This is a genomic window from Lysinibacillus sp. fls2-241-R2A-57, from assembly GCF_030209535.1.
Classification (GTDB): domain Bacteria; phylum Bacillota; class Bacilli; order Bacillales_A; family Planococcaceae; genus Lysinibacillus.
On record NZ_JARVRU010000040.1, the window covers coordinates 24,007 to 32,275 of the forward strand.

Below are 8,269 nucleotides of genomic sequence, written 5' to 3' on the forward strand. Positions count from 1 at the left end.
GGAGTAAATAGATTCACTGTAGTAGATGGACACATTCTATCCAGGTTCTAACTAATTCCATGACTTTTAACTTCTATCAACAAATATTTTTTGTACTAAAAGCGAAGCGTCAGCAAGTGTCCAAACATCCGCTGAAATTTAAATGAAGAATTGGAGGGTTTAAGTTTGGAAATGGGATTAGTTGTTTTGGGATTAGCATTGGCACTAGGGGTAGCTTTTATGATAAGTCTTGGTAAATCAAATAAAAAGAAATATATAATTTGGGGAATAACGATGATGTTAGTAATTGCTCCTTTATTCTCATGGGGTGTGTCTACTCTATATGGGGTATATGAAGGTGAGGGATTTGCATCGGTCGCACTAATGATGGTAATGTTTCCACTTCTATTTTTAATTGGGCTTGTTCTTCTTCTTATAGGAATTTTTAAAAAAGGAAAGTGGCTGGGACAAACCTGATCAAAACCTTAAAAAGCACGATAAATCAATTTAGAAACGTTGATTTCTCACGTTTTTTGATGTTAAGTTTTTAAATTCTGAATATGCTTATGTAATAGGTGACGTAAATTATCAGTGCGGTCAGAGACTGTTGCATGAAGGTAGATGTCGATATTTTTCAAAAGTTGGTTGATAAATTAAAAAAGTTGGTCGATAAATCGATAAAGTTGGTCGATAAACAATCAAAAGTTCTCGACAAATCTCAAAACTGCAGTTCATTAAAGATTTTTGTCGCTGCTGTTGCGCTCCGCTCCACTTTCACTTGCAGAAAAATGAGGTTTTGTCCCAGTCTCAATGGTTGCGTAACAGCCTTTATTGCCTTTCATATGTTAAAACTAAAATTAAATCCCCTAATTATGTAAAACAAAAAAACCCGGAAATAATATCCGGGTTTGATCTCCACTTGCTTTTATTCCTCCATGACACACTGCCTCGCTTCCGCAAAGAATCTTAAGATAGTCCTAAGACAACTGTACGTTAGCTTTATTCAGTAATGATGGTCCTTCAGAGCTATCGATCAACCTTACTCATCGGGTTAACCCTCCTAGTCATTGGATTTGAAGTGAAATCTTTAATAGTATAGATCAATTATTATTTTTTATACGCTTTATTTTTTTGAAATTAGAATTTCTAAAAATTTTAAAAGTTGATCTTCGTTTCAACTGGGTGACTCCTCGGGGATCAGCATCATAGATGAAGACCCTGCAGCGAAGCGAAGCGGCTCAACAGACGCCCCCAGGAAGCTTTGCTCTGTGCGAAAGCGTAGCGACAGCAACAACAAAATGTTTTCAGTAGCGAAAGCAGAGCGACAGCTACAAATGTTTTCAGTAGCGAAAGTAAAGCGGCAGCTACAAAGCGCCAAGTTGGAACGGAAATCAACCACATGTTATGGACATGAGCCTTAATATACCTCATTCCTCATTCCAAAGCTAATAAATGGTATTTGATATCATTTGATCAATTTATAATTTTCGGTTGAATAAATGCACGTTGATTTAACATACATAAAATAGAAAAATTCACTTGTTTTGTTTGTCATAAATTTACCTTTCAAGTTTCACGCGGATTTCACAATTGTGAAGTATAGTTAAGAAACAGAGGTGATGATGTTGAAAAAATGGGCATTCTTCATTTTTTCTTTAGTACAGATTGTATTGTTAGCAGGATGTACGGAGAAGTCGCTTGAGCCTATTGAACGAGACCAGAATTTTATTGCGTCCTTAAATATACAAGAACCTTCGCTAGATTTTATAGATGAACAAGGTAATGTAATAGCAACATGGTTATTTGACAAAGCTTACTCAGGGGCAGTATTGCTCGGACAGGATCATGTGTTATTGTATGGTCATCAATTGAATGAAATTGATGTCTATACATTATCAACCGGGAAGAAGAGCTATTCCAAAAAAGTACAGGTTGGTACAACTAATGTGTATTATGTTGAAAATAAAAAACAGTTTTTTATTACGAATAGCAAAACAAATACAGTGACAAGCTTTGATGAGAAGGGCAATGAGCTTGCAACACAAAAGCTTGGTAATTATCCTATGTCAATGGCTGCTCATGAAGATAAGCTATATGTGATTAATTATAAAGACACGAAATTATCGGTGTTAAATATTGATAATCTAGAGGTTGAGCAAGAATGGCCGATTCAAAAATCATCACATGGGATAGCAATTCTTGAAGAGAAGAATGAGCTTTGGATTGGTGGCCATGGAGAAGGAAGCAAACCGAATAGTGCTGTGAAAAAATATGATCTTACGACGGGCAAGGCGCATGGAAAGATTGAAATGCCTTTAATGCCTGTTGGATTAACTAAAACAAAGGATGCTGTCCTTGTTGTTAGTCATGGCCATAATAAATTATATGTGGTCGACTTTGATGGAAATGTAAAATGGGAGCAAGAGGTAGGAGCTAATCCATTTGCCGTAAATCAGTTGAAAGATTATATTGTTGTCGCTGGCTATGATGACCATACTTTGTATTTCATAAAAGATGGTCAGGTTAACAAGACAGTTGATGTGGGGCAAGGTGCATTTCAACTGTTAGTGAGGGAGGAAAAAACGTGACAACTGTATTAATTGTTGATGATGAACAAGATATGCGTAATTTAATAGAAATGATGCTCAATAATTCAAAAATTGAGACCTTTACAGCAGCAAGTGGTACAGAAGCATATGATATTATTATGCGCGAAAAAATTGATTTGGTTCTACTCGATGTGATGATGCCACATGAAGATGGCTTTGTAGTTTGTCAAAGCATACGTGTAATGTCGAATGTACCAATTATCTTCCTGACAGCACGTGATTCAAATGAGGATAAAGTTAGAGGTCTTACACTTGGCGGAGATGATTATCTTGTAAAACCTTTTACAAACGATGAACTAGTTGCGCGAATCCATGCTGTATTGAGAAGAAGTGGTACAAACATTACAGATTTACAGCAAAAATATGTGATGATTGGACCTATTAAGATAGATGAGATTTCACGTAAAGTATCTGTAGATGGAAAAAGTGTTCCGCTTACTTTAAAGGAGTTTGAACTATTACATTTATTTATGAATAATCCCGGAAACGCGTATACAAGGGAGCAACTACTAGAACGCATTTGGGACATTGATTACGTAGGGGGGACGAGAACGGTTGACACTCATATAAAAACCTTACGTATAAAGCTTGGAAAGGAAGCCGCGGGGCATATTCAAACCGTTTGGGGAGTAGGCTACCGTTTTGATCCTGGCGAATGAGAAAGATTTCAACACGCATTTTGTTATTAATCTTTGCATTTTTAATCATTACCGTTTTCTTTATGTATGTCCTGACAGATTATTTATATGAGCGACTTTATGTAGAAGACACGGAAGAAATGATGGTAGAAGTTGGAACAAAGCTACAATCTATGTATACCAGTGGAAAGGTTACGGATGAATTTATTGCGGATATAGAAAATTATGCGAATTACTCAAATTTGAATATTTTTGCAGTAAGGAATCCACGAGAACTAAGTGCTTGTGTACCGTTCGATATTGATTTCGAAACATTAATTGGCCCTGAGGAACGACAGCAATTACTTGCAGGTGAATATGTGCAAAAAATCGGCTATGAGCCCCGATTTGATAGAAAGCTAATTTCTGTAGTACTTCCACTAGTAGATCAAAATAGGCTTGAAGGGATTATTTATATTTACTTTCCTCTAGTCAAAATTAGTGAGTTAGCAAATAATGAGGTCATTTTCTTATTTGTCAGTGCCTTTATATTTTTAATTGTCATCAGCTTTTTAATTTATAAAGGAATTCGTCATATAATGCGACCTTTAAGTAATTTGCAAAGAGCTGTTGAGCAAATGTCACACGGAAACTATGGAACACGTGTACCAGTTCATTCAAAAGATGAAATTGGAAGATTATCCAGCACCTTTAATGAAATGGCAGAGGCTATACAACAAGAGGATGAGGCTCAAAAAACGTTTTTAGCAACAGTTTCACACGAGTTACGGACGCCCATTAGCTATGTGAAGGGATATAGTGAAGCAATACAGAAGAACATTATTCCAGATAATCAAAAAGAGGAAACGATCCAGCTTATTGTACGTGAGGCGAATCGTATGGAACGTTTGACAAATGAATTACTTCAACTTGCTCGTATGGAAAATGAACAAACAGAAATAACTTTATATCCAATCCCTCTTGCTGAAACATTACGCGAGGTTCAAAAAATATTAACTCATCAAGCAAAGAAAAAAAGCATTACACTCCATTTGGAGGCAGATGATGCATTAATCATCAAAGCTGATGAAGTAAAGCTGAAACAAATTTTTATTAATCTTATTGAAAATGCCATTAATTACTCGTATGAGCAGTCAAAAGTTGAAATCACTGCTATTGAAAATAATGATCATGCAGTAATAACTATAAAGGATTATGGAATCGGTATTCCACAGGAGGATTTATCGCATGTAACCGAGCGTTTTTATCGTGTTAACAAAGCACGAAGTCGAGCTGATGGTGGCAGTGGACTAGGCTTGTCAATTGTTGAACAATTGTTGAAGCAGTTACATGGCAAAATTGACATTGCAAGTGAAGTTGAAAAAGGCACAGTAATAAAAATTATGTTGCCGCTAATGGAGGAATAAAACATGAAAAAATGGTTATTGGCATTAATCGCAATACCTGCTTTATTGGTAGGTTGCGGTGAAAAAAAAGAGCCGGCAGCTTTGAAAGAACCAGAGATACCAGAAATTCCAGAGGTTGAAATTTTAACACCAAAAGAAGTAGCGATTAATGAAACGATTGAACTTGCAGCACGCGTTGAGCAGGGTGGAAAAAACGTGGATGATGCAAGTGTACAATTTGAGGTATGGGAATCTGGTAAACGCGATGAGAGCCAAATGATGGACGGTAAATTAGAGAAAGATGGCGTTTATAAAGCAACGACTACATTTGACCACGATGGTGTTTATTATATGTTTGCTCATACAACCTCTGCTAATGGAATTCATAATATGCCGAAGCAACAAATTACGGCTGGGAAACCTGATATGACGAAAGTTTTACCAGAGGATGAAAAAGCGAATAATAGCATGGATCAAAATATGACGGATCAAGGTAATAATAAATCAGAAGATGCTGAGCATAGTGAACACGAAAAAAGTGAAAAAAATCACAATTAAATGCTTGCATTATTTTTAAAATAGGAATATGATAATGACCAGATGACCGAAATGGTTTTCTGGTCATTATCATTTTCGTGTACAAAGCATGTACATAACATAACAAGAAAGGATGTTACTAATGGATCGTAGGCAGGAAATTCTTGAAGCAGCTGCAAAATCCTTTACATTGTTTGGTTACAAGGCGACAACGATGGAGCAAGTAGCGAAAATTGCTAATGTCGGTAAAGGAACGATTTACACATTCTTTGCAAATAAAGAAATTTTATTTCAAGAGATAGCCATGTCACTTGTACAAGGGATGAAGGCTGAGGCAGATGCAGTGTTGGATGCATCAGCTAGCTTTATGGAGAATGCACATAATGCTTTAATGAAAATGCTACAGTTCCGTGAAAAACATCTTTTATTTGCGAAGTTATTAGAAGAAGAAAAAGAATTGCGAACGCCGGCAGTCAAACAAGTTTTAATTCGCATTGAGACTGAAATTTTATCGTATGTTGCTGAATTAATTCAAAGACGTATTGATAAAGGTGAAATTAGAGACTGTGATGCAGAATTAGTAAGCTATTTGTTGTTAAAGGCGTATCTTGCATTTATCGTTGATTGGCAGGAGCTACATGGCGACATTATTCCAGAAGAAAAGATACTGAATCTTTTCAAGGAAACAATCTTTCGTGGGCTAATTTTAACTTGATCCGGTTGAGATAATAGGAAACAAATGCTGAATCAAGTAGAAGTTAGGGACCCTATGAAGGTCTAGATTTTTTTTTGAACAAAAATGACCGAATGACGTTTTCGGTCAAGTGGTTTAGGAGTGAAGAAAACGTATGATTAAAGCTGAATGGCTGAATATTTTTAAAACAAAAAAAATGCTTGTTTCAATAATCGCTGTACTATTTATCCCAGTCATGTACGCGGGTATGTTTTTATGGGCATTTTGGGATCCATATGGAAGCCTATCTGAATTGCCGGTAGCGGTTGTCAATCAAGATAAAGGTGCTGAAATGGAAGGAGTTAAATTAGATGTAGGGAAAGACTTAGTCGATAATCTCGTCAAAAGTAAGGATTTTAACTTTATTGAAGTATCCAAAGAAGAAGCTGAAAAAGGCTTAAATGGTCGAGATTACTATATGATTTTAGAAATTCCAACAAATTTCTCTGAGCATGCAACTACATTATTAAATGACAAACCTTCTAAATTAGTCTTGAACTATATTCCAAATGAAGGATTAAACTTCCTAAGTGCACAAATTGGCGATTCAGCAATGGAACGTATACGTGCGGAAGTAAATACACAAGTTTCAACTACTTATGCAGAAAATTTATTTGATACGATTACAACAATGGGAGATGGCTTTACAGAGGCTGCTGATGGCTCTAGTAAGCTAGATGAAGGTGCCAAATCTTTAGCCAATGGTGCGAAAGATTTAAAAGGTTATCTTGAGCAATTAGCATCAAGTACAGTTGAATTGTCAAATGGTACGGATAAAATTACTAAAGGTGCTGGAGACGCTGCAAAAGGCGCAAGCGATTTATCTTCTGGCTTAGTAAAATTAGAAGACGGAACTGGACAGTTACAAAAAGGTGCACAGCAAGCAGCAAATGGAGCAACAACCCTTGAGCAAGGTTTATCACAATATACTCAAGGTGTAGCGAAGGTGCAAGCAGGTTTATCTACAATTAATGAAAAACAACAACAAATTAGTTCAGGTGCAGCTTCAATTGCTGACAATGCAGGCGCATTAAATGGTGCAGCAAACCAATTAACTGCTGGTTCTGCAAAAGTAGAAGAAGGTATCACGGCTTTATCCAATCAATTACAAGGCATGATGGCTTCACTACCTGAAGAGCAAGCTGCAGCATTAAAACAAACTTTAGCAGAGCTACAAGCAGGAAGTGCCAGCGTGTCTAATGGCTTAAATTCTTTATCTGCTGGTACAGAAAAATTACAAGCAGGTGCTAATCAAGTAAGTTCTGGTGCAACTCAAATTGCAGCAGGTCAAGGAGAAGTGTTAGCAGGTGCTAATGCATTAACAGCAAAAAGTGGTGCATTAGTCGAAGGAGCAAAAGGTCTCCAAGCTGGTAATGCAACGCTTGCGCAAAAATTAGGTGAATTAAATGCTGGTGTTAATACAGCTGTAACAGGTTCTAAAACATTAGCTGCAGGTTTAAATGAACTAGCAAGTGGCTCAACAGCATTGAATCAAGGTACATCAACACTTGCATCAAAATCAGGTGAGTTAGCACAAGGTTCTGCAACGCTTGCAGATGGTTCATCTGAACTTGCAAATGGTACATCAACTTTATCTGGCGAATTAGGTGAAGCAGGTGAAAAAGCAAGCGAAGTTCATGTGAATAAAGACACTTATGATATGGTAGGTAACCCAGTCGAGATTGATAAAGAATCTGTTAACCATGTACCTAACTATGGAACAGGCTTCGCACCATACTTTGTTTCTTTAGGCTTATTAGTTGGTGCTTTAATGATCTCTATCGTTTTCCCACTTGTGGAACCGGCGATTCGTCCAAAAAATGGGGCAGCTTGGTTTACAAGTAAAGTCTCAGTTTTAGCAATAGTCGGCTTAATTCAAACTATAATAACAGTGGTTATAGTAAAATGGGGCTTAGGCCTTGAAGTGCATAGTTTAGGATATTTCTTCCTAACAGCATTATTAGCAAGCTATGTTTTCTTAGCTTTAGTCCAAATGTTAGTGTCTATGTTCGGTGATCCAGGACGCTTCATGGCGATTATTGTATTAATTTTACAACTTACAACAAGTGGAGGTACGTTCCCACTTGAGTTAATTCCAGAACCATTACAAGTATTTAATAAACTATTACCAATGACATATACTATTCAAGCATTTAAAGCAAGTATCTCTACTGGTGATACATCATTCTTAATGCAAAACTACGGAATTCTATTAGGTTTCCTAGTAGTATTCTTAGCTATTACATTCGGTTATTTCATGTTACTACATGCAAAACGTTACTCAAAAGTAGCCGAAGAGAAATAAAAATAACAAATTTGACACCCACCCGTGTATGAGGGCACTGAAAAACATCCAGTATTTATTGTTAAAAGAGTTTAACTTTTAAA

General features: G+C 36.5%; 9 protein-coding genes. 8 read left to right on the forward strand and 1 reads right to left on the reverse strand.

Features of this window, described 5'->3' with window-relative positions:
• Window positions 1-171 precede the first annotated feature (171 nt).
• On the forward strand, window positions 172-456 hold the full coding sequence (locus tag QRN68_RS08440) for a hypothetical protein (protein ID WP_285396376.1): 285 nt from the start codon (window positions 172-174) through the stop codon (window positions 454-456).
• Window positions 457-576: 120 nt separating this feature from the next.
• Here QRN68_RS08440 and QRN68_RS08445 read toward each other — a convergent pair whose 3' ends face one another.
• Window positions 577-714 carry a hypothetical protein gene (locus tag QRN68_RS08445; protein WP_285396368.1) on the reverse strand — a complete coding sequence of 46 codons (138 nt, stop codon included), beginning with the start codon at window positions 712-714 and terminating at the stop codon, window positions 577-579.
• Between the two features lie 563 nt (window positions 715-1,277).
• On the opposite strand from QRN68_RS08445, the gene QRN68_RS08450 reads away from it, so the two are divergent.
• The 7 genes from QRN68_RS08450 to QRN68_RS08480 all read left to right on the forward strand — a co-directional run bounded on the left by QRN68_RS08450 (window position 1,278) and on the right by QRN68_RS08480 (window position 8,186).
• The gene (locus tag QRN68_RS08450) at window positions 1,278-1,400 is read left to right on the forward strand and encodes a hypothetical protein (protein ID WP_285396369.1); all 123 of its coding nucleotides are present in this window, start codon (window positions 1,278-1,280) and stop codon (window positions 1,398-1,400) included.
• 201 nt (window positions 1,401-1,601) lie between these two features.
• A complete protein-coding gene (locus QRN68_RS08455) occupies window positions 1,602-2,567 on the forward strand; it encodes a YncE family protein (RefSeq protein WP_481817441.1) in 966 nt (321 codons plus the stop codon).
• Window positions 2,564-3,247, forward strand: coding sequence for a response regulator transcription factor (locus QRN68_RS08460; protein ID WP_285396371.1), 684 nt, complete (start codon window positions 2,564-2,566; stop codon window positions 3,245-3,247). The genes QRN68_RS08455 and QRN68_RS08460 overlap by 4 nt, the downstream gene beginning before the upstream one ends.
• A complete protein-coding gene (locus QRN68_RS08465; RefSeq protein ID WP_285396372.1) occupies window positions 3,244-4,632 on the forward strand; it encodes a sensor histidine kinase in 1,389 nt (462 codons plus the stop codon). Before QRN68_RS08460 ends, QRN68_RS08465 begins: the two co-directional genes overlap by 4 nt.
• Before the next feature lie 3 nt (window positions 4,633-4,635).
• The gene (locus QRN68_RS08470; protein ID WP_285396373.1) at window positions 4,636-5,169 is read left to right on the forward strand and encodes a FixH family protein; all 534 of its coding nucleotides are present in this window, start codon (window positions 4,636-4,638) and stop codon (window positions 5,167-5,169) included.
• A 121-nt stretch (window positions 5,170-5,290) separates the two neighbouring features.
• A complete protein-coding gene (locus QRN68_RS08475; RefSeq protein ID WP_285396374.1) occupies window positions 5,291-5,863 on the forward strand; it encodes a TetR/AcrR family transcriptional regulator in 573 nt (190 codons plus the stop codon).
• Window positions 5,864-5,996: 133 nt separating this feature from the next.
• Complete coding sequence (locus QRN68_RS08480; RefSeq protein WP_285396375.1) at window positions 5,997-8,186, forward strand: YhgE/Pip domain-containing protein; 2,190 nt, start codon at window positions 5,997-5,999, stop codon at window positions 8,184-8,186.
• The last annotated feature ends 83 nt before the right edge of the window (window positions 8,187-8,269 follow it).